Source organism: Mycobacterium sp. NGS61 (genome assembly GCF_059812325.1).
The window spans coordinates 109,771-130,044 of record NZ_JCALCL010000008.1; the positions used below are offsets into that span (position 1 = coordinate 109,771).

General features: G+C 61.0%; 13 protein-coding genes. 4 read left to right on the forward strand and 9 right to left on the reverse strand.

All coding sequences use genetic code 11. The features are described 5' to 3' along the window. Positions 1 to 5 precede the first annotated feature (5 nt). Positions 6 to 4,562, reverse strand: a complete 4,557-nt coding sequence (locus AC5Y3Z_RS17575) for a phosphorylase family protein (protein WP_499918669.1) — start codon at positions 4,560 to 4,562, stop codon at positions 6 to 8. A 161-nt stretch (positions 4,563 to 4,723) separates the two neighbouring features. On the opposite strand from AC5Y3Z_RS17575, the gene AC5Y3Z_RS17580 reads away from it, so the two are divergent. Beyond that, positions 4,724 to 5,170 (forward strand): hypothetical protein, encoded by a 447-nt coding sequence (locus AC5Y3Z_RS17580; RefSeq protein WP_499918671.1) that lies wholly within the window; start codon positions 4,724 to 4,726, stop codon positions 5,168 to 5,170. Continuing rightward, positions 5,133 to 6,083: a zeta toxin family protein gene (locus tag AC5Y3Z_RS17585; protein WP_499918672.1), complete on the forward strand. Its 951-nt coding sequence runs from the start codon at positions 5,133 to 5,135 to the stop codon at positions 6,081 to 6,083. The genes AC5Y3Z_RS17580 and AC5Y3Z_RS17585 overlap by 38 nt, the downstream gene beginning before the upstream one ends. Before the next feature lie 741 nt (positions 6,084 to 6,824). Here AC5Y3Z_RS17585 and qatD read toward each other — a convergent pair. The 5 genes from qatD to AC5Y3Z_RS17610 all read right to left on the reverse strand — a co-directional run bounded on the left by qatD (position 6,825) and on the right by AC5Y3Z_RS17610 (position 11,804). Next, positions 6,825 to 7,559, reverse strand: a complete 735-nt coding sequence (qatD, locus tag AC5Y3Z_RS17590) for a Qat anti-phage system TatD family nuclease QatD (protein WP_499918674.1) — start codon at positions 7,557 to 7,559, stop codon at positions 6,825 to 6,827. After that, the gene (gene qatC, locus AC5Y3Z_RS17595; RefSeq protein WP_499918675.1) at positions 7,556 to 8,836 is read right to left on the reverse strand and encodes a Qat anti-phage system QueC-like protein QatC; all 1,281 of its coding nucleotides are present in this window, start codon (positions 8,834 to 8,836) and stop codon (positions 7,556 to 7,558) included. Before qatC ends, qatD begins: the two co-directional genes overlap by 4 nt. Next, entirely contained in the window at positions 8,833 to 9,645 is an 813-nt protein-coding gene (qatB, locus tag AC5Y3Z_RS17600) for a Qat anti-phage system associated protein QatB (protein WP_499918676.1), read from the reverse strand. The genes qatC and qatB overlap by 4 nt, the downstream gene beginning before the upstream one ends. Further along, a complete protein-coding gene (locus AC5Y3Z_RS17605) occupies positions 9,623 to 11,539 on the reverse strand; it encodes a KAP family P-loop NTPase fold protein (RefSeq protein ID WP_499918678.1) in 1,917 nt (638 codons plus the stop codon). The genes qatB and AC5Y3Z_RS17605 overlap by 23 nt, the downstream gene beginning before the upstream one ends. A 97-nt stretch (positions 11,540 to 11,636) precedes the next feature. Next, positions 11,637 to 11,804 carry a hypothetical protein gene (locus AC5Y3Z_RS17610; RefSeq protein ID WP_499918680.1) on the reverse strand — a complete coding sequence of 56 codons (168 nt, stop codon included), beginning with the start codon at positions 11,802 to 11,804 and terminating at the stop codon, positions 11,637 to 11,639. A gap of 327 nt (positions 11,805 to 12,131) precedes the next feature. On the opposite strand from AC5Y3Z_RS17610, the gene AC5Y3Z_RS17615 reads away from it, so the two are divergent. Beyond that, a complete protein-coding gene (locus AC5Y3Z_RS17615) occupies positions 12,132 to 13,088 on the forward strand; it encodes a hypothetical protein (RefSeq protein ID WP_499918681.1) in 957 nt (318 codons plus the stop codon). A gap of 764 nt (positions 13,089 to 13,852) precedes the next feature. Then, positions 13,853 to 14,149, forward strand: a complete 297-nt coding sequence (locus AC5Y3Z_RS17620) for an ANTAR domain-containing protein (RefSeq protein WP_463828042.1) — start codon at positions 13,853 to 13,855, stop codon at positions 14,147 to 14,149. 301 nt (positions 14,150 to 14,450) lie between these two features. On the opposite strand, the gene AC5Y3Z_RS17625 is transcribed toward AC5Y3Z_RS17620, so the two are convergent. The 3 genes from AC5Y3Z_RS17625 to AC5Y3Z_RS17635 form a co-directional block, all read right to left on the reverse strand. Then, positions 14,451 to 17,981 carry a non-ribosomal peptide synthetase gene (locus tag AC5Y3Z_RS17625; RefSeq protein WP_463828043.1) on the reverse strand — a complete coding sequence of 1,177 codons (3,531 nt, stop codon included), beginning with the start codon at positions 17,979 to 17,981 and terminating at the stop codon, positions 14,451 to 14,453. 609 nt (positions 17,982 to 18,590) lie between these two features. Further along, positions 18,591 to 19,385 carry a CbtA family protein gene (locus AC5Y3Z_RS17630; protein WP_463828044.1) on the reverse strand — a complete coding sequence of 265 codons (795 nt, stop codon included), beginning with the start codon at positions 19,383 to 19,385 and terminating at the stop codon, positions 18,591 to 18,593. A gap of 9 nt (positions 19,386 to 19,394) precedes the next feature. Continuing rightward, positions 19,395 to 19,604, reverse strand: a complete 210-nt coding sequence (locus AC5Y3Z_RS17635) for a CbtB domain-containing protein (protein ID WP_463828045.1) — start codon at positions 19,602 to 19,604, stop codon at positions 19,395 to 19,397. Between the last annotated feature and the right edge of the window lie 670 nt (positions 19,605 to 20,274).

A 20,274-nucleotide genomic window follows, 5' to 3' on the forward strand; every position in this document is an offset into this window, starting at 1 on the left:
AAAGACTACGCTCTCGCTGATCGAATGTAGGCTGCGAAAACTCGTCGCCCGGTCTCGCGCTCAAGACGTTTTGCGAGGGCAGTGACGACACGACTTGTCGCTTCGGGCCCCACCGCTGCGAGCAACCCCCCGAACAGGACGTCGACGAGCTTCGCCAGCGCGTCGGCTGCGGGATAGTAATGCTGACCGAGGGCGTCGGCGACGGCGAAGACCTGCTCAGCGACCCTCCCTCCGTCTTTCGGCACGCCTTCGTCATCGATTGCCTCTGGGCGTTCGTGGACGGCGGCGAAGAAGGGGTCGGTGAAGGAGATGGTCCACGCCAGCAATGCGGAAACGACGGTCGGTCGCGCCGACGGATCGGTGGCCATTGCGAGTCCGTTGGCGGCGAGTTGCGCCCAACTGGCGATCGTCTGGGGATCCATCTCCCGAGGTCGCCCGCGAACGAGGGCACGGAACTGAGCGAAGGCCTCTGGAATGTCGTGCCAGGCGGCGGGTCGCGAGATCGCTAGGGCAAAGGAACTGTCGATCTTCCACTCGGCTTGTTCGGCAAGGCGGTGCCAAGATTGGTTTATCGGAAGGTCGACCACCTTGTTGTCACGGAATGCGTCAAGTGCAACGGAGAGTAGGGCTTGCTCGTCGAGGGCGCGAATGAGGTCGATCGATCCGAACGCGGGCACACCCATGGAACGGGCAAATCGGCGAAAGGCAACATCGTCAGCCCAGACTGGAACTCCGAGTCTTTGCGCCGCCACGATTGCGCTGAGCCATCGGTCGCGGTCGGTAACATCGGTGTCTGGTGCGACCTGTAGAAGTTGAGTGTCAGTCCAGACTTGCTCAGCGGCATCGGCAAACACTTGGGCCTGTTCGGCAGAAATCGTGCTGACCGCGAGGCGATTTGATCGGCTGTCCCAGCTCACCGTTGCGGTGGATTTCATTGCAAGGCTTGTGCGAGCTCGGGCGACGTCTGCGCGGAGTGTTGACGGGACGATCACGGCGTCGAAGTTTGCGGCAAGTCTTTTGAACGTCTGGCCGGTCCAGGTTGCTACCACAAGCGCGGTGACGTCCGCGACGACACGGCCGTCGAGTGTCTTGCGCGCTGTCTGTTCACCGATGCCGGCGTCGTCGTCAACCGCCATCACGTAGCCAAGGTCGCGTCGGATGAGGGTTTCGGTAGTGGTACGGCCTGCAGCCTCGGTAAGCACTGCGAGCGGAAAGAGGCCGGCGCGAACCTTGCCTTCTAGTTCTTCAAGTGCCATTCGGTTAGCGTGGCTGGCACGCAGGTACTCCTTTAGTGATTCGAAGTCGTCAGCTTCTATGCGTAGGCGCTTAATAGAGGCGTTGTCGCCATGCTGTTCGAAGTAGCTTCGCGCGTACTGACGGAGTTCAGCGACCTGCGCTTCAGTGAAGCTTGAGTCGGGTGCGATGAAAGCGACCGTCATGGCAGCGGCGGCTGCCTGTTCGTCGTGTGCCCAGTCCGCGGCCGCACGTGTGAACATCGCGTACAGGTTTGGGTTGCCGAGGTGAGCTCGGTTCGTGTCGAACCTGTTGACTGCCCGTGCGCGCTGCTCGTGGGCGGCGTGCCAGATGAGCGCGAAGAGCAGCTGCGCTCGCTCGCGTTGCGCGAAGCTGAGTGCTGGTGCGTCGAGCAGCACTTCGAGTGCCTTTTCGAACTTGTCTTGGAAGAAGAGTGCTTCGGCGAGTTGCCAGTATTGATTTTCAGGCACCGGAAGGTCATTGGTGTCGAGCTCTTCGACAAGTTGCTGGGTGCGCATCGCTACGTCCGGCCAGTTGGACTCATTCAGAGCTATGCGTTGGAGCGCGCGGAACGCCTGGAGCCGCATCGCCTTTCCGTCATTCCAGCCCAGCATCTCTAGTGCGATCTTGCGGCTGATTTCAAGCAGCCCATTGTCCATTGCCAGATCGAGTGCCTCTGCCATCAGCAGAACATCGCCGCGGGTCTTACCCTCTGCGAACACCATGGAAGCGGCTTCCTCGGCACGATTGGAGGCCACCAGCGCATCGGAATGTGCCTCTAGGACGAGCTCGTTGCGTTCCAAACCGCGCAGATGGCGCAGGGCTCCGCTGGCGTCGCCTTGACTCATGAGGACCCGGGCGCGCATGACCTCAGCGAGAACGGGATCGACTTGTCGGAGGGTCTCGATACGGTCGATCACGGTGGTCTGCTCGGCTTCATTGAGCGAGTTGAATCGCCGGGTCAACGCCATGAGTGCGCGGTAGTCGTCGTGGAAATCGCCCTTGGACAGCGTGAGCGCCGCGAAGAGCGCCTCCTTGGTCTCCTCGGCCATCTCCGGGTTCCTACCCAGCACCGCAGCTCGCATGAGCTGAGCCTCCACCAGGTTGGGATTCTTCGCCGCAAGCGCAAGCGCTAGGTGGTCATTACCGGCGAGTTGTGCGATGTAGGGGCCGAGGCGAATCACCTCCGGGTGACGGGCTTCCTGCTGTGACGCGATGCCATCGGGCGACGGCTGCAACATGCGCAGTGCGCCGTTGAAGTCGCCCTGGATGGACCTGGCCCGAGCGGCAACTGCTAACGCTCCTCCCGACTCGCCGTCCCAAACGCGCAGCAAATCACGTAGAACCATGGCGTCGGTCTCCACCGCCTTGGCCCGGCGTGCGACCTGTTCACCGGCGTCAGCCGCGGTGCGGCCAGCCATCGAGACCAGCACCGCGAGCGTTGTCTGTGCGAGTGTCAAGCGAGTGCCCTCAGCGAGGGGGCGCAACTCCACAGCCCATTGAGCGAGGTGCATGGCGTCGTCGGAGAGGTCGCGGGTTATTGGATTACCCCGCAGGGTCCGCGCCGCGAGCCCGGAGGCCACGCCCAGCTGATCCGCTGCGCCGGGGGCCAACATCAACTGCGCGACCTGGCGTAGCACGGTTGCGGCCAACAGGTCCCTTAACTCCAAATCGAATTCGATGGTCTCGTTGAAATGTAGCGGTCGCTGGAGCACTCCAGACGGGTCGATGAGCCCCAGGTAGGCGAGGGCTATCTCGGCGCGTGCCTTCGTTTTTGCGAGGTCGTGTTGCACGACCGCTCTGTAGACGTCAACAATCGGGCCCAGCCGGTTGAGGACCTCATCGTCGAAGTCGTCTAGCGGCGACGGGTCAGGCTGGTGCTGGTCACTGCCTTTGTTCGCGGCGGCATCCTTCGCGATCTGCTCGAGCCTTGCAGCCAACTTGAAGTAAGCGCTGGCATCTAGGTCGCCGGTAAGTCTCGCCGAGCGGGCAGCTTGATCGAAGGCTTTCCACGCGATCGTCGAACCAGACCACGCTGCCAGGGATCCGACAAGCGCCCAACCGTCGCCAGTGTCGTCCTCGCGAAGCCAAGCCGGAGGCCGATGAAGCGCTCGGTTCAACCAAGTAGCGGCGCTGACGCCAGTGCGTCGCAGTTCGGCGAGCGTATCCCTTGCGGCCGTGGCACGCGTGGGCGAATGGCGCGAGAGGCGGTCCATCCACATATGGATAGCGCCGGGTAGGGCTGCTTCCGGCGTCCGCCCGAGGTCGTCGGTCGGTTCGGGTGCTACGGGTGCGGCGCCCCGCTTGATGTCGTCGGGGTCGGCGAAGGTCAAGATCTCGCGAAGCAGGCCGGCGGCGTGCCCAGCGGCAAGCGGCTGCTGGTCATCATTACCGGAGACAGACTTGTCACCGATGAAGTCCGAGATGCCCCGGATTACAAGGACTGGGAGGTCGTGAACATCCGAGCCTGCCGCAAGCCCGAAAGACTCCATGTCCAATGCGGCAGCGTCCTGGAACCGGGCCCGGATCTCCCCCATTAGGGGACCGTCTGGGTCTGTCTGAACGGCATCGACGGCCACGATCGGCGCGACGAAAGCATGTGGGTGTCGCGGGTCGAAGTGCGGGCTACGGCTCGATGGGGTCCACGCGCTGTCGGCGACGCAGGCGTTCACGACCGAGATCAGCGGCGCTGCAACGACATAGGATTTGCTGCGGCCGAGTAGCGTCGAACCAGAGTCGGCGGGCACCTGCTTACCCGCATAGGGATTATGGATACTGCTAGCAACCACCACATCGAGATGCTGCTGGTCGCTCGGCTTCAGGCCAGCTGCGGTACCGACGAAGGCAACGAGATTTGCATGCATTTCACCGGCGGCAAGTCCGACTAGCGCCGCCGACGTTGCATTCCCCATCCCCGCGCACGCGAGGTAGACCTTCCAGTCGACGTGGGTACCGTGCACCTCACCGCGCAGCATCCAAAGGCCCTTCACCCGGACGCGCTCGACGTTCACCAGGCGGTTGCGGACCTCGGTATGTTCGAGGTCCACCGCGGTAACCACAAGCGCTACTCGCTCTTGATTTGGCCCTTCGAGTTCCGTAACTCCGGCCACGTCAGCGGTCGTCGTCCATAGGGACGTGCGCCCGGCTTTTCGGGATTCGACGAGTCCACGCTCCTGCAGCGCCTTCAGTGCGCGGTTCGCGGTGTTCGGCGCTATCCCGACGATCACGGACACCCGCCGGCCGCTAAGTGGTTCGGCTGACCGACGGAGCATTCGCAAGATGTCGATATCGATGGCAGTCAGTGTCACGTCATCAGTGTGACAACTTGCGTATTGTTTGTGCAACACCATGGACTGTTGCACATGCAGTGTGCAGCAGTCCCTCGGCCTGATGGCAACCTGTGGTTGACCTGCTTGATACGCAGCGTATCGATGGGTGATACACTGCGTATCAGACACGGGGAGACGCCATGACTGCAACAATTGAACGCACCGTTGAACGTATCGCGCACGAAGCGCACATTCGCAGGGTGCGCGAGCGTTTGATGCACATTGATGAGATGCGTGCCGCCAGTGAGCTCGAGCAGGCTCGCAAGAGTCAGCGCGAAATCGCCGAAATTCTTGCTACCACCCAGCCACGCGTGGGACGGCTCTTGCGAGGAGCCCGCTTGCTCGGTGACCACCCAACCCCCGAGGAAATCATCCTGCGCGCCACAGTCGATGGGATCTCAAGGCAGAAGCTGGTCCGACAGCTCCGCGAGCTGGACTACTCGTTTACCGAGTTCGCGCCTCACCCTCACGAGGGATCCGTGCCAGGGAGCTGGGACCAAGTGACCACGGCTCATCTGCTCGGACTACTCAGCGACGAGGAATACGAGAGTGTCAGCTCCGCAGTCAAACACCCGACTACGGAATAAGGTCCGTTCTGAGCTAACTGCCCTCCACAACGGGGGGCAGTTAGCTGTTCCCAGCACGGTACTGAGTTACCTCCATGGTCCACTGATCGAGCAGGTTGCTCAGGACTACCGTGCGCAATGCCGCGACACCCCGACAACGGGTCATGCGGCGATCGTCACCGCGGGTGTTCCAGGCGCTGGAAAATCATTCGCCCTCGACGCAATAGCGGTTGGATATCGTCGTATCGACCCGGACGAGATCAAAGAAATACTCCTGGCGCGTCTTGCTACCGCAGGACTGCTCGACGTCCGAGACAATCACATTCTCGCCGATGGCAACCCAGTCAGTCCCGGCGAACTGTCGAAGTGGGTACACGAGGCGTCGACCAAAGCTGCGGATCTGGTTCGCGCGGTGTCGCTGCTTATGGGGGAGAACTTCGTCATGGAAGGAACCCTGTCTTGGCCTCCGCTTCCAGCCCACTACGTCAACGAGTTGGCGTTCAACGACTACGAGAGACTGACCGTACTCGACGTCGAAGTTCCTGCCGCTATCGCGGTCGAGCAATCTACATACCGCTGGTGGGCCGCGCGCCAAGCCCCACGGCGCGTGAATGGTGTCGAGCTGGGCGGCCGGTTCATCTCGGAAGATGCCGTCCGCCAGTTCTACGCCGGCCCACTCACAGCGTCGACCTGCGCGGCCAACGCTCGAACGCTATACGGCGAAGCAAACGCCGCCGGGATCGAAACTGAACTCCTCATTGTCAGTCGCACCGCGAGCGGCACCGAATATCGCGCGCGCCTAACAGCTGACAGTGATGTCCGACCGTGGCAGGGTCCGCCGCTAGGGGCCGTCTGCGTTGTTTGCGGTCGAATCCTCAAACATCAGAAGGCAATTCGCGACGGCGTCAGTAGATCCTGTATCCATAAGTCCTGACGTCGCTAACGTCCATTTATTTAGGCACCAAGACGCGAGTGTGCCGCGGAACGAGGCATAAGGCGCCCGCGCTCCTGAGCCTGGGCATACGTGCGACCGTGGTGCCGGCGCGTTGGGTCCGCCTCTTAGCGAGACGTGAGCTACACGTCTCTTTCTTAATCTTTCGGGACCACCTTCTCATCAACTATCTGCCCGTTCTCGCCCATCCCTAACAACTCGCCGCTATTCTCACTTGAATCAAAATCGTTGGACGCCAGCATTTCTCGTCGCAATAGTCCCAAAAATTGTTGGCTCATTTACACAAAAGGTGCGAGCATGTTTGTGGCGCGATAAGTATCAATTTTCGGTCTGCGAGTGGGCTGCTGGTGTGGAGAATCTCAGAGCTCAAGCGGTGGTCGATCAACTGCTAAATCGACAGGGCAACAACAGCTGCGCGCTCTCCAGCCGATCTGCAACGCGCGAATGGCGGGCTGGGGGAGTAATACTCCGAGCATGAGACGCACACACCGGTGCGCCTAGCGCACGCACACAGTCGGCGCGGCCGCTGGGATTCTATGATCTGCAGCGCACGGGCGGAAGCGGACGCCGCGGTGGTAGCGCGTTGGCTTGATATGGCGTCGCGCCCAGCACGCGGAGGCGTGCGTTCGGTGCCCAACACGCGGGTTGCCCTTGAAATGCCATCGTCAGTATGGCAAATTTCACTGGGGTACAGAGGATTTCATCCTAAGACCTCTCTGAATATCATCTTGCAAACTCCAGGAGCGAGCGCTCGTTGCTTCGGACCTTGACTTCTGCATTTTCGTAGTCGGTTCTCCATACCTCTGCCAACGCTCGGCACGCGAGAGCTACGTCCCAAGGCCGCAGCGTATTTTGCCGAACCTGGGCGAATGGTCCGTCTGTTTCGAGAAGTATCCTGTCCCGCGGCATCTCACGGACAAGAGCTCGTCCCTTCGCCCCGGCGAGCATTGCCGGCCCAACGCTGAACCAACATCCCCGATCGGTAGCGCGACGGACTTCTGCAAGGGTTCCTGAGAACCAGTGAAGGACAGGTGCTCGAAGTCCGCCAAACCTGTTGAGTGATTCTAGGACTGGGCTCGCAGCCCGTCTGCTGTGAATCGAAACAATCCTGTTACCCGCTTCTTCGCAGGATCGAAGCACGTGATCGAACACGGCGGTCTGGTCGGACCAGGACGATCGATGTTCCGGCGATCCATCGAGCCCGACCTCGCCTACGAACATTGCATCGGGCAAGTACCGGTCGAACGCTCTGAGCTCTTGTCTTCGCTCCGAGGCGAGCTGAGGATGCAAGCCGAGAGCAGTCTTGATGGTTGGCCGACCGACGGCGAGACTGGACGTACCGGGCCATGCCGACGGAGTTGTCGTCACCGAAAGGACGCCTACACCAATGCGTTGCGCTTCGTCAGCAATCTCGAGCGGGTCGCGGTAGAGATCCAAATGGCAGTGGAAATCAATCACGTCAAATGGTACTTGGTGTGCAGGACGCCAAGTTCATCGATGCCTCGCTGGACCGTCGATCGAAGTGTCAGTCGATTCGTGATTAGCGGAGAACTCAGCGCTGGCCCAAGCCATCGGTCAAGCCCATCCTCTTCCACCGTGAGGCGTGCGACCGCAACAGATCGCACGTCGTCGAACGCGGCATGGTCGTCATCCACCTTGCCTAGATCCTTGTAGATGTACTCGGTAGGGTCATCGTGCGGCCATGCGAGGAATGAAGCTCGTCTAATCTGGCACGGGACACAGCGACCACAGTGCGTGTAATTGAAACGCTGGAACCGTCCGCAGCTTGTCGATGCTGGCGCTTCGTTCATAAGAACCATCTGGTCGAGACATTCACGGAGCATCTCCCCCTTTGTCTTTTCGCCATAGGGGTTTTCGATGCGGATGCGCAGCCCAACCGCGTCAAGGATTTGTTGCATTCGGCCGAGAAATTCGGGGTGCGCTGTTCGCGTGCTGAGGCTTCCGATTCGAGCCTGGGTGAGTGGGGGATTGATAGCGATGAATCCGTTTTCGCACACGAAAAGCGGCACGGTGTCGCCGTCGAGGTAGCGCTGGGTTGCAGTCGCTGCCAGCACTCCGAAAGCGAGGAAGATAAGTGACCGCGACCGCTGAGATGTCTCTTTTTGCCCGCGGCGGGTGCTCGCGTTGTGATTGATCTGGAGGTGTTCTAGACCGCCGCCGATTAACTTCGCAAAACGTGCCTGCTTGTCCTTATCGCCGCGAACAATCTGGCTGACGGCGAACAGCTTTCGCCCTAAGCACGTTAGATCGATAGCTCCGATGAGGGAGTCGAGGCCACCAGAGAGGAGAACAATGGCATCCGTTTGAGGGTAGCGAGGCTTCTTAGGCGCTGCCGGAACGATCCCGCCGCTTTTGAAGCTCATGGCCCATCGATCGGTTGTAAGAAATGCAAGCGCTGATGAGAATGAATCAGCGAGCGCTTCCCATGGGCTGGGGTCGTGGAGCGCGACATCGATCTCAAACTCCCGCGTCCATCCGTCCGGGCTTGTCGATCGGCTAGTCTCACAATCTGCGACAACGACCGACAATGCAATTGATAAGAGATCCCAGGCGGCTGGGTCCGGCTGCAGAGACTGGCGTCGCACTGCGTCGGAAGCTGACCAGCCCGCCGTTGGTGTCTGATTTGGGGCAGAATGCCCGAACAGGACAATCGGCGTCGTCGAGGCGTTAATCGTTTCTACAGCTGACTTGGGCCCACTTGAATATCTTGTCATGTATATTCCTCGAACACGCCGAACGTCGCCCGAAGGGCTTCGCGTGTTAGCCGTGTGATGTCCGAAGTCGTTGCCGGGGTCCCCCTTTCGCGGATGGATCGAAATGCCGCAGCAACATGTTCGGCAATGAACTCCCGAACTTGTTTGAGTCGCCGGAGGCCCGTGGCGGGGTCGGGAGACTTCGCCATTATGTGTTTCTGCAAATCGAGGCAGAACCGACCGTAGACATCGAGTGCCGTGTACCGCTCGATGACGAACGAGCGTTCATTATCGCTGAGAGCCAAGAAGTCAGCATCCGGGAATCGCACGAGGAGGTCTGATAGTGCGTCACGTATCGCGTGTCTGGAGCACTCCCTATCTTGTGTTCCATCTGCCGGACTAGCCACGTCAACGATGGCATCAAGTACAACGTTAACGTCGTGGCCACCTGCCAAGATCGCATCGCGGATGTCTGTACCGTCCGGAGCGCGGCCAGATTGGAGTACGCCGTTGAGCCTTCCTGCAGTCGCGGCTGTGCCGCCCATACGGCGAGCCATTGTGCCGCCGCCGCCGTAGCCCGTTCGTACGTAGTGACCAAGAGCTCGGTGCAGCCCCCGCTCGTTGCCAGAGCGGGCGAAATCGCCGATTGCCCGTCGCGTGTCCCGAAAGCGCGCACGAGGGGCGATAGATACCGGCTCTTGCGCAGCTGGGTCATTAGACTCGCGCTCGTCGCCTTCTGTGTCCGCTGCTGGAACATCGACATCATGAGCCCAAGGCGGAACCAGCGGGACACCGGCCCCTGCCCCGCTACTGCTTTGCGATGTTCCCATCCTTGGCCTGCCCCTCGATTGCCCTCTTCACTGGTCCTTCGATCGCCGAAGATTTTGCCCAATGCTCGATCGCTGGCGGAGCCCATGGCAGCTGCGCGATCTTCGGCACGATGCTAGGTTGAATCTGTTGGGGCGGACGGTCGATCAGAAATCCTGCAAGTGTGCTGCCTTGCGTCGAGTCAACTTCCGCTACGACGATGCACGCGTCCAGAATTGGTGGAACGCCCCAAACTTGTTCTCGCCGCGCACTAGCAAGTAAGCGGTCCATGATGATTGAAAGTTCGGCGCGCTGGAGACTTTTGAGAGGCTCCCTGACGGCGTTCGCCATACCGGGGTTCTCCAGAAGCGCCGACAACAATGCTGCTGCTTCCGATGAGAGACGGTCTGCTGCCGTAATCAGCGGCGCCTGCTCGCGGCCAACGTACAATGCGCCTCGCAGATCTTGGTCGGCGAGCATTGGTGGTAGCGCCAGCCACTCACGAACGAAGGGACTATCCCACGCGCTGTCGATCTCGAATTCTTCGTCCTTTGATGCGGCTTCTTCCCACGGCCCGAGAAGGCGGGGCTTGCCGTCGGAATCTGCGTTAACGGCAGATATTAGAGCCGCGTAGGCCCCCGTCGGTGCAACACGTTCAAAAAGGAGAAGCTTCGCAAGAACAGCTTCATCAACGCCAACACCTTGGGCCGCGGAAATCGTCATGCGGATCGACAACGCATTGAGGAACCGTTTGATGAGGCGCGGGTTGCCGACGATCTTCTCCGAGGTCGTCATCAGCGGCGCCAGACGTTCCGCAGTCTCGAGTCGAGTAAGCAGAGCTGGAGGCAATTCGATTCCACATGACCCGATGAAAGCGCGATCGACCCGCTTTCCCTTCCACGATTCCCGAAGCTGTTTTGCGATCGCTCCACGTAGAGCGTCCTTGTTGTCGTCGTTGAGCTCACTGTTCTCGATGAACAGCATCATCATGTAAGCCCGAACCTCCTGGGTGCCGAGGGCGGGTACGCGAATGGGGATTTGGACGAGTTTGTCGAAATAGTTGGTGACGAGTGTCTCGTCATCCAATCCGCTGAAGTGCTGCTTCACAGCGTGCTTGATCATCCCGTCGTCTGCGGCGATCACGAACGCCGTGTTCTTTAGGAAGAGAAAGAGTCGTATGGCTTCCAGCGTCGAGATTGTCGTTCCAGGCAGGCACCGGTCGAGGTCATCGATCAACACGACCAGGGTGACCCCAATTTCTTTCAGTGCGCCTTCGAAGGAGTCACGGAGGGCTTGGATCTCTCTAGGCGGTGATGACTCCTGCTTCGGATCGAGTAGCGCTCTGCCAGCCGCTGCAGCTTTTGACGCGATTGCGCCAGCCTTTTCTAGATCATCGTTGTCCACGTCGCCTGCGAGTCCTTCATTGACCAAGCCGACAACCTCGCCGGCCAAACCTATTGGCGGCAACCCGAGTGCTATGGATGCCGCAGGGAGCGCGAGGAGCTTCGCCAGTCGAAACCATTTCACTCGACCGAGGAACTCGCGGGCCTTAGCAAGACCCGTCTGCCGCTTCTCGGCCTCCGTCTCAAGCTTGTTTGCGATCACTTCTAGTAGTGCCGCGCGAGCGTCGTCGTAACCCTGGTAGAGCCATGCGTTGAATTCGACAAATAGATATTTGGCTGGGGGCTCGGCAGGCTGATGTTTGGCTAGTGATGCTCGGGTGAGCTTGATCATCGAGGACTTGCCGACGCCCCAAGCCCCGGATACGCCAATCGAAACAGGTTTGCCGGCAGCGCTGACGATCACTTCAGCGATGGTGTCCGCGACACCTTCAAAGTTAAGGAAGTCACGGTCTGTCTCATTATCGGGCCACAAGGTGCGCGTATCTCCTCTTAAGTAGGTTTGCACTTCGCTCACAGGTCTGGCAGTCCAGACTAGGGCGATCGTTCCGATCTCACGGATCTATTGGCGTCTTTTCTGAAAAGCCCTTTCGAGACAGCCACTGGTTTCGAGATCAGGGGCGCTGGAAGGGGCACCAGATGATCTGCCGGTGGCTGCCGTGTGGCGCATCCTTGATCGGGCTTTGGCTGACCTCGCCGGCGGACGGCGGGCGCTCGAACTTCGCGGTGTCGTTGAGCTTGATCCGCAGGTAGAGGCCGAGCAGCGGTCGGAATCGCGGCAAGCGGTCGCCCCGCCCGATTTGGCGCGCGTGCATGTCAGGGCCTGCCGCGTTCGGCTTGGTTCGGCGGCAGTGGGCGCAATTCCGACGCACTCCGCCCGTCGATTTGTCGGTCCGCTGAACTATCGTGCCCTCGGTCGTCGACGGGAGAGGACGGGCCCGATGGGTAGTCGCAGAGACAGGGAGGCTCGACAGCAGCGAGCCCGAGACAGCGAACGGAAGCGCCGCGCGGCGCGACCGAGCCGCGAGCCGGGCGACCGCGGACCCGAGGAGTTCGGCATCACGCTGCCGCCACCCGTGGGTCCGGACGGCCGACAACCGCGGCCAGACATGTCCGGCGTCGATTGGAACGCGCTGCGCGCCGCCTACCCCGACGGCGCGCACGGCCTCAGGCGGGCCACGTACATCATGAATGTCGCTGATCGCACCAGACGAGCGATCGAATTCATGCCCTGGGGATTGCGGCCCAATCCTGCGCACCCCGAATCCCGTCTCGCCCGGGATGATTCCGCGGTGACTTTAGACGACGAGCCGAATCTAGTCAGCTCCACCGCGCTGTATCCGACGATGAATGCCAGCGAAAACCTCGTTGCCGCAGCGCATGTGATCTCAATGGCGATCACGAAGGGCCAGTTGCGGACCTCGGCCGCGACGGCGCTCTGTCGGATCGCGATGGAGTCCTCGGCCAAAACGATATGGCTGATCCGCGAAGCCGACACCGAGGAGCGGTTGCGTCGCTGCTACGGGTTCGTCAGGGCTGAGTACGGTCGACAGGACGAGTTCGAGAGATTCTCCACTGAAGCGCTCGACGCGCGCACAGACGAATTAGCGACGGTCGACCGAACCACCTTTGCGCAGCGCAAGGCGCGCGCCGCAGAGCGGCGATCCAGAATCGGCGGATTACCCAAGGCCGAGGTTCTAACACCGCCGGGGCCGTTGGTGCTCGTCGCGGATTCCGCCGACTGGATGGACAAGAATGTCCCACGTGCGCCAGATCTGGAGGTGGACAACATTATTCATCCTCGCGATGCCAAGAGTTTCTACTCGCTGAGTTCGGGATTCGTGCACGGTTTCAAGTGGCTTACCGCCTACGTCACCCCCGGTGACGACTCGGAATTGTTGGCGATCACGCTCGACGCGCTGGGCAACGCACTGCGCATGACGGAGTGCGCAGTAGCGCTATACGAGGCGCAGGCGACCGGGCCGCGACCCGATCCGCGCCGGGTGCGCAATTATCCGGCCGGGCTTGCGGATACGGTGGCCGCGCTCGCTCCGTGTTATCGGTGATCGGGCCGAGCGTGTGCGGTGTCGAGCCCGCGGAGTGTCGCCGTGTTGGCCGTCCCGCCATCCCGCGGCATCCGCCCGCCTCGGTGCTGCCGCGAGGGACCGTTATGGGCTCGCTTGGCCGTGCGGTGCACGAGATATACTGACCCGCTGCCGGGTAATTAGGCTCCTAATGCGTCACAGTGACGTATCGTTGTCCAACACAACCGGCCGGACCGGCAGCGGACCCAGGTTTCTTTGTCGGTCGGCCGCGGCAGGTGTTAGGGGTCCGCCGGCGAGCACGATGGCGATCGCGTCGAAGTCACGCCGATACGCCTCAGCCGTGCACGGTGAGGGCTGATGAGTTGCCCGGTCGGCCAAAAGCACACAAACCAGTGCGGCCAGGGTCGGCGTCGGCGCCATGCGGCGGTGGCCCTACCCGGGGCGGCTCAGCGGGTGACATGTTTCATGCATAATATCAGTTATGCATGTTTGCGCCGGTACGTGCGATCGTGCTATCGAAGCCTCGGCGGAGGCATTCCACGTCAACCGTATTGGCGCGCCGACCTACGCCGCGATACCTCGGACGTCACAGGATGCAGTCGGCTAATCCGCTATAACCAAAGCGTGCGGTCTCGAATACTAGTAGCAGAGCTCACAGCGAACATCCGCGATTTCATCTGTATATGTTTTGCCTCTACTACTGCTGGCAACCACCCCCGAATGATGTTCTGCGATCACCGCCTGGCTTCGGGTCAACCGATCTCCATCGGACGGGGTGACGAATAATGGGCCAAAGTGGCGAACTACCGAGCGGCACCTCGCGCAAAATCATCGACCTTGCGACGGGTGTGCTAGTCGGCCTTCGGGGTTGTTCACCGCAAGAGGCTTTTGCCGAATTGGTCGATGTTGTAAAGCGTGCACGCATCGGCATCGGCAGCGTCGCATCACAGTTGGTCGCTCTGGCCGCGGGCGCGCCAGTGACCGACAACGATTATCTCAAGCCCTGGGCGGACCTTGTAGAGCGCAGGCGAGATCAGGACAAGCGTCTAAACAAGTCGGACGCAACCGGCATGCGCGGATAAAAGTAAAATTCGTTGCCGATGATCGTGAACGCGACCGACTCGCAGCGCCCGCGGCAAGTAATCGCATGGAGCCGGTCCCAGTCCGACGGATCACTTCGTGGAGTCGAAGCCATGTCGGTTCGGTCCTCGCCACCGGATGCGGCCGGCAGGAGCCGCATCTATCAAGGTCGAATGATGTGGACCCACGAGCAGATCGCTCCCCTGCACTCAATCACGGCCCGGCGAGAGTCGAAAAATCGCAGGATTGCAGCGTGGGCGGCATCGTCGTCGGCTCTCGGGCGGCGAACTGAGCGGTCTTACATCATTCCAGGTCGAGGATCTCTTCATCGGTCATCGCTGCAACCTCGAGATAGTGATGCGCGATTGTCGCAAGTCGTTGCGGCGTGCCACGGGCAGCTTCCCGCTTTTCCAGCCGGAAAGCCAGACCAGACACCGTTCGCGTAGCAAACAGGTCTGCTACCCCAGCGTGATCGACATCCAACCAATCGCGTACCCGCGCGATAACGGTTGTGGCCAATACCGAATCACCGCCCAATGAGAAGAAATCATCGTGGACGCCGACCGCGTCTGCGTTCAGTACTTCGGCGACAATCTCGGCGAGAGCAGCTTCTAGCTCGTTTCGCGGAGCATGCTCTTGCGGGCCCAAGCCATTATCAGCGTCCGGTTCGAGCAGCGCAGCCACGGCGCGGCGGTCCAGCTTGCCATTGGAGGTCAACGGAATCTGTTCGATAACTACGGTGCGAGTAGGAATCATGTAGTCCGGCAAGAGGTTTGCCACCGCCGCGGTCACATCGCCAATTTTTTCTGCATCACCGGCAACGGCAGCAACAAGCTTCGGCGCGCTAGTGCCAACGACGGCCGCGACGGCATGGCGAACCCCTGGCACCGTACGAAGCGCGCTTTCGACTTCGCCCAGTTCTATTCGCGATCCTCGGATCTGCACTTGATTATCGGCGCGGCCTACGAATTCGATCGTGCCATCGGGCCAGTATCTGGCCATGTCACCAGTCTTGTACCAGCGGATACCGTCGTACTCGACGAAACGCTCTGCGGTGCGTACGGGATCGTTGCGGTAGCCCGCAGCGACACTGGCTCCGCCGACCCACAATTCCCCGCAAACCCAGTCCGGGCAGTCGCGGCCCGAGGGCGCCACAACCCGACACCGCACATTGCGTAAGGGGATCCCGAACGGCACCGTCGCCCAGTGCGCTGGGGGTTCACCGACCACTTCGCAGACGGTGCTATGGATGGCTGTCTCCGTAGCACCGCCCAGACCAGCAAACCGGCATCCCGGCACTTGCCGGGCCAGCCTACGGGCCAGATCAGCGCCCACCCAGTCACCACCGAGAAGAACCGCGCGTAACGAATCACCGAGCCGAGCACCGCCGAGTTCCAACACCATGTCCAGGATGCTCGGCACACAATTGAGGATCGATACCCGGTGGTGGCGAAGCAATTCCACCCATAGCGTGGCCGTACCTTTTTGCGCGACATCGACGGCGACCACCGCCGCGCCTGCTGAGAACATGCCGAAAATGTCATACACAGAGAGGTCGAACTCGAGGGCTGACAGCGCGAGCACTCGATCGGTGCTGGAAATCCCGAACCGTTCGTTGACGGCGTCGATGGTGTTCATCGCGGCGCTGTGCGGTACATCGACCCCCTTGGGTACACCAGTGGAACCCGAGGTGAAGATCACGTAGGCAGTCTGACTGGTATCGGGAAAGACAGGCTGGTGCAACGGCTTTGAATAGTTGCGTGCCGTTTCGATGGACAGACACGGTATCGATGCACCGATAGCCGTGCCCTCGACCGTCAACGCCGCGACGACATCAGCGGTCTGAAGAATTTTGGCGCGCCGGGCATCAGGTTGCTCGTAACCGATCGGCACATACGTGCCCCCGGCCGCAAGCACCCCTAGGACTGCAACGATCTGATCGCGCCCCTTGGGCAGTTGAACGGCGACCGCGTCGCCTTGGCTCACACCATGGGCGCGTAGCGCACCCGCCACCGCCAGCGAGCGCTCGGCGACTTCCTGGTAGCTCCATGCCCCCGCACGGTCACCGACATCCCACAACACGGCTGTTGCCTGCGGATTGGCCGCGGCATGGCCGAAGAATCCTTCATGCAAGCATCGTTTGCTGACCGGACCGTCGGTCGCGTTTATCACGCCACGAACATTTGCCTGGGCGCTGGGCAAGCACACCGTCGCCTGCGTGTCCCAGCCGGCTTCGTCGTCAGCTAGGCGTTGGACCGCCTCGGCGAAGTGGGCGAACATCGTGTCGATCACCCCTTGGGGGAACGCCGATTCGCGGACATCCCAGTTGAGCAACAATCCGCCGCGCAGCTCGGTTATCTGAGCATCCAGGAGTACTTGAGGTCCCTGCGAGACGATCCACACCGGTTCGCCGAAGGTCTGGACGACATTGTCGGCGAATAATTCGCCTAGATCCAAAGCGCTGGTGAACACGATCGGTGCCAGCACCGGCTCGCCGCGATATCTACTGAGATCGCGCAGTACCTCAAGACCGGAATAGGCTGCGTGTGAACCACTTTCGTACATGCTGCGCTGAATCGCGAGGGCTCGGTCGGCCACCGTAAGATTCTCGGTGACATCGACTTCGAGCATGACGGAGGAGGTGAAGTCCCCGATTACCCGGTCGATGTCCGCATGCATCGGTTCACGGTGAAACAACGGCACGTTCAGCAGAAACCTGCTCTGCGCTGACCAGCCGCCGATGGTGTCGGCAAATATCCCAGCCAACGCCATTGCCGGCGTCACGCCCCGCACGTGAGCCCCCGCTATCAGCTTCTGTTTTGCTGCCGGAGGCAGCCAGTGGTCGTAACGAACGGTGCGATGCGGTGCTCGACGCTCTCGCACCGGGACGGTCGGAAGTTCTGGCGCGCGGGGTATGTCAGCAAGCCGCTGCTGCCACCACCGGCGGTCTCGCTCGCGGGCAACGCGGTCCTCGCGGCGCTCGGAGCGATAGAGCCGGTAGCTGCAACCCGGCGGCTGCAGTGTCGCCCCGCGATACACCTCAGCCAGATCCGAAAGCAGCACGCGGTAGCTCATTGCATCACCGGCCAGCATGTCCATGTCCAGGTGCAGTCGGCTACGGTCTTCATCGTACAGAGTCAGGGTCACGTCGATGACCTGACCTTCTTCAATTGCCAGACGTTGGTGAGTCTTGCGGTCACGCAACCGCCTGAGTTCCGATGCGACCTGCGCCGAACTCTGCCTACGCAAGTCAACTAGAGCCAACATCGGCCTGATTGACTTGGACATCGTTTGCTGAGTTCCATCTGGAAGGAATCTGGTACGCAGCATTGAATGCGCTTCGACGAGACTGGCCACCGCCCCTTCCAAACGCAGCGGATCTAGCCCCTTCCCATCAAATTCGACATAGAGATGGGCTGCGACACCGCCCAACTCTTGCTCATCGGAGCGGCCAATCCAATAGGCGTGCTGCATCGCGGCCAGTGGGAACGGGGCTTCTTCGGCAGCGGAATCAACAACGGCGTGGCTGGCCGGTGCGTCAGGCTCAGCTGAGAGCTGCTGTGCTGCTGTTTCGCTCACGCCGCCCGAGAGCAACCCATACCAGGAATCGACGGTCGGACTGGCCGCAAGTTCGGCAAAGGTGATGTCAACTCCTCGTTTACGCCAACCACCCGCCAGCGCCATCATGCGGATCGAGTTCAGGCCTAGCTGGATAAGATTGTCGTGGTTGGCGACATCTGCGGCCGCGCAGCTCAGTTGGGCAGCGATCGCCGCCTTGATCTCGTCCTTGCTGATGCACTCTGCGGGGTCGTCTACATCTAGCAGCGGCTCCATTGCACTCCCTCTCCAGCGGCGTTGGTAGGCCCGCGACTCGCAGGGCTCTTATGCCGCAATAATTGCCAGGACCAGGTATGACGGCCGTCCGGAGATTATGCCGCCGCCCGCCTAGGCTCTCGCCGAGGCTCGCGCGCAGGACTGTGGGTGCGACTCTACAACGCGGTTATAAAGCGGCATTTATCAACTGCCCAATTTTATTAATGAGAGCAATACAGTTGCCAGATCGCGGTCTCGATCGGCACCTATCACCGCGATGTACACGACGTGATTGTCGGGAGTTGGCGCCCGGCATGCTGGCTGGCAGATAACAGTTTCCATCTTTGGCTGTAACTTGGCTGCATTGCCAGGCAGCCACGTCTCCGCCCCAGCCGGTGCTGGCGCACGTGCGGTCGATCCGATCCCGGAATGGTTCACCGCGTTCCTGCACGACCGCCAGACCCGCAACCCCGCGGCACACACCACGAAGGCCTACCGCCAAGACTTCCTAGCTATCGCAAGTTTGGTCGGGGGCGGCGATTCTGCACGGAGGGCCGTGGCTCATGTAAATGCGGACTCAATGCGGCCGCGTTCGGAGGGTCACGCAGGACAACAGCGGTCATGCATTGGTTACGCGACAAGGCTCCCCGCATCCGTCGCGTTCTTGGCCCGCTCGCCCAACAGCCGGTCTGCAAAGGTCGAGAAGACCAGTCCCATGGTAACCCACAGCACCAGCTGCGTACCCAGCGACACCAACCTGAATTGATAGAGAACATCGGCGGGGAAGCCAGGATATGTGATCGTCCCCGCGGAGTCGCGCAGAGGCTTCGGGGTCTCGTCAACAGTCGGCAATAGCAGCATGACTATCGCGATCACGACGACGTAGCCTCCGGCTGCGGCCAGCCCCGCGTTCCACGCACCAAGTCGGGCTGCGAGCAGCCTGGCCAGCAACAGCGCGCCGATCGCCAGCGCAACCGACACCAGCAGCATCACCAGATACCATCGGGTGCGCGCGCCAATCGTGTCCGATTGACCGACGGCCGGCGGATTTGACGGGTATTTCACGAACGGCACCAGGTATACCGCGGTGAAGATTCCGCTCGCCAGGCGGACCGAAAGAGCTCGTGGGCCAACATCTTTCGATCGTCCATGAGCAGCGCAGAAGGCGACAGCGAACAAGGCACCTATCGCGATGCCGAAAATCAGCAAACCGAAACCCAATCCGGCGTTGCCCTGCGTGCTGCGGGTGAACAGTTCGGCGCCGTGTTCGTGAACGCGCAGAGGTTGCGCTGCGTCGACGCGGCCCTCCTCATACTCTATTGCGCGTGCAATAACCCGCTCAGCCAATAGCCGGGCGAAGACGAACGCCAGCACAGCACCAACCGCGCCCGCCAGGACACCGCGCGCTATCAGACGCTTTTCCATCTGCACGGCTTAGTGGCAGGGAAATCCGATCAGATGCCTTGAGTCATGCAGGAACTCGTGCACGTGCGTGTCGTTGCTGACCAGCGATACCGCGCCTTGGTCTATGCCGACTACGTAGAGGGCCATCAGCGCCAACAACGCAGTTGCCGCTAACCAAAGCGCCGAACGCTCCGCCGACAGATCACGCGTTTTGACCTGGATCGTTTGCGAACTCACCATCGTGTGCTCCTTCTGGGAATCTCGCGTCCCGCTCGGGCTGATGACGAGCCGCGGGTCTGACTTTAGACAGTGGCGCGACCGTTCTGGAGTTTCACCAGATTCCGTAGCTCATCTACAACATCATCAGTGTAAACCCGATACAGAACAGCCTACTTCTGACAGGCCGGGGCCTGAGACGGCCCGGCAGCTGCCTTCGTGGCCGCCCATGCGGCTTACCTGGCGTGGCTGGCGCAGGCCAGCGTCGACAGCTCAACATCGCGTTCGCGCTCGGTTACCCGATGGACATCGGTCAGTACGCCGCATTCTTGGCGCAGACGTTCTTTGACATCTCCCCGGATCTCACCGCGGCATTCGCGTCGGGTAACCCTACGACCATCGGTTTCGCCGTTCTCTTCGTCACGTCGACGCCGTCGGCAGATCATCACCGACACCATTGCCTTGCTGAAGGCTCTGCTAGAGCAGACGATCGTGCTGATCAAGGTTCTGGTGCCGCTGCTGACTGCTCCCTTGGCGCCGTTGGCTGCAGGGGTTGTGTTGACACCGGATCGGCGTCAAGGGCCTGGTGACGTTGGCAGCCGTAGCGCCGCCGCCGGCGGTGCCTGCGGTGAGACAGCGCCAATTTGGCGGGCCGCAGCCGTCGTCCATAAGCTGGTGTTTGGTCCCGGGTCGG

Excerpts from the sequence above, each read along its gene's own strand:
- AC5Y3Z_RS17635 (WP_463828045.1), bottom strand. The coding sequence starts at position 19,604 with ATGGTGAGTTCGCAAACGATCCAGGTCAAAACGCGTGATCTGTCGGCG.
- qatC (WP_499918675.1), bottom strand. The coding sequence starts at position 8,836 with ATGACAAGATATTCAAGTGGGCCCAAGTCAGCTGTAGAAACGATTAAC.
- AC5Y3Z_RS17630 (WP_463828044.1), bottom strand. The coding sequence starts at position 19,385 with ATGGAAAAGCGTCTGATAGCGCGCGGTGTCCTGGCGGGCGCGGTTGGT.
- AC5Y3Z_RS17620 (WP_463828042.1), top strand. The coding sequence starts at position 13,853 with ATGGGCCAAAGTGGCGAACTACCGAGCGGCACCTCGCGCAAAATCATC.
- qatB (WP_499918676.1), bottom strand. The coding sequence starts at position 9,645 with ATGGGAACATCGCAAAGCAGTAGCGGGGCAGGGGCCGGTGTCCCGCTG.
- AC5Y3Z_RS17615 (WP_499918681.1), top strand. The coding sequence starts at position 12,132 with ATGTCCGGCGTCGATTGGAACGCGCTGCGCGCCGCCTACCCCGACGGC.
- AC5Y3Z_RS17625 (WP_463828043.1), bottom strand. The coding sequence starts at position 17,981 with ATGGAGCCGCTGCTAGATGTAGACGACCCCGCAGAGTGCATCAGCAAG.
- AC5Y3Z_RS17580 (WP_499918671.1), top strand. The coding sequence starts at position 4,724 with ATGACTGCAACAATTGAACGCACCGTTGAACGTATCGCGCACGAAGCG.